At 65.8% G+C, this 1,944-nt stretch carries 1 protein-coding gene; it reads left to right on the forward strand.

What is annotated here, in order from left to right; genetic code table 11:
• A partial coding sequence (locus tag N4S67_RS27935; RefSeq protein ID WP_260996313.1) for a condensation domain-containing protein occupies positions 1–1,944 on the forward strand: 1,944 nt, incomplete at both ends.

Genomic DNA, 1,944 nt, shown 5'->3' on the forward strand with positions numbered 1-1,944 from the left:
GCAAACGTCCTCGGCCTCACCCACGTCGGCACCGAAGACTCCTTCTTCGAACTCGGCGGCGACTCATTGTCGGCGATGCGGGTGATCGCCGCGGTGAACCGCACGCTGGGAGCGAAGCTGGCGGTACGGACGTTGTTCGACGCACCGACGATCGCTCAGCTGGCGCCACGCGTCGGCGCCGCCGGTCTCGAGCTCGCTCCACTGGTGAGAACCGAACGGCCCCCAGCGATTCCGTTGTCGTTCGCGCAGAGCCGACTATGGTTCCTTGATCAGTTGCAGGGGCCCTCGGCCGTCTACAACATGGCAGTGGCTCTGCAGCTGCGCGGGAGGCTCGACCCTGACGCGCTGGGCTCAGCGCTGGCGGACGTGGTGTGCCGCCACGAGAGTCTGCGCACCGTAATCGTTTCGACCGACGGAATCCCGCAGCAACACGTGGTGAGCGCCGAGCAAGCCGACTTCGGCTGGCACGTCGTGGATGCCACCGATTGGACACCGGAGCAATTGGCTGCGGGGGTCGAGGAAACGGCCCGCTACTACTTCGACCTGGCCGCCGAAATTCCGCTTCGCGCTCGGCTGTTCCGTATCGCCGAAGAGGACCACACTCTGGTCGCCACGGTGCATCACATTGCCGCGGACGGTTGGTCGATGACACCGCTGATCCGCGATCTGTCCGCGGCATACTCCGCGCGCCGGCAGGGACGGGCCCCGGATTGGCTCGAACTTCCCGTTCAATACGCCGATTACACGTTGTGGCAGCACGCGCAATTCGGCGATCCCGACGACCCCGACAGTCCGATCGCCGCGCAACTGCGATTCTGGCGACAGACGCTGGCCGGAATGCCCGAACGTATGCGGTTGCCCACCGACCGTCCGTATCCGTCAATCGCCGACCATCGCGGGGCGAGCGCCCCCGTGCGCTGGCCGAGCGAACTGCAGCAACGGGTGCGCGACGTGGCCCGCGAGTACAACGCCACGACGTTCATGGTGGTTCAGGGCGCGCTTGCGGTCGTGTTGTCGAAGCTCAGCGCTAGTTCCGATGTGGCGGTTGGGTTTCCGATCGCCGGTCGGCGCGAGGCCGTGACCGACGATCTCGTCGGCTTCTTCGTCAACACGCTGGTGCTTCGGGTCGACATGGAAGACGACCCGACCGTCGCCGACCTGCTTGTCCAGGTGCGTGAGCGCAGCCTTGCCGCCTTCGAGAACCAGGACGTGCCTTTCGAACTGCTCGTCGACCGACTCAATCCGGTCCGGTCTCTGGCGCATCATCCGCTGGTCCAGGTCATGGTGTCATGGCAGAACGTGCCCGGTCACCACAACGGACCGACCGCCGGCCTGATGCTGGAGGATCTGGAGGTTTCAGTTCAGCCGGCCGAAACCCACACCGCGCGGACGGATCTGTCGTTCTCACTGTCTGAGCAATGGACCGAAGAGGGGGAGGCGGCCGGGATCTACGGCACGGTGCAGTTCCGTACCGACGTGTTCGACGTCGCCAGCGTCGAAGTCCTGATCGACCGGATGCAGTCGGTGCTGACGTCGATGACCGCCGACCCGGCACAACGGGTGTCGTCGATCGACCTCGTCGACGACGACGAGCGTGCCGGACTCGATCGATGGGCCAACCGCGCGGTGTTGACTCAACCCGCGCCCCCTGCACTCTCGATCCCGGATGCGTTGGCTGCTCAGGTGGCGCGCACACCCGACGCGGCGGCGTTGACCTTCGACGGCGAAACGATGACGTATCGAGAGTTCGACGAAGTGTCGAATCGGTTGGCTCATCTGCTCATCGAGCTCGGTGCCGGTCCCGGAGCATACGTCGCCCTGCTTTTCCCGCGGTGCGCTCATGCCGTCGTCGCAATGGCCGCGGTGGTCAAGGCCGGGGCGGCGTATTTGCCGTTGGACCCGGCGTTGCCCGATGCGCGCCTGGCGTTCATGCTCGCCGACGCC

Source organism: Mycobacterium deserti, assembly GCF_025345615.1.
Taxonomy (GTDB): Bacteria; Actinomycetota; Actinomycetes; order Mycobacteriales; family Mycobacteriaceae; genus Mycobacterium; species Mycobacterium deserti.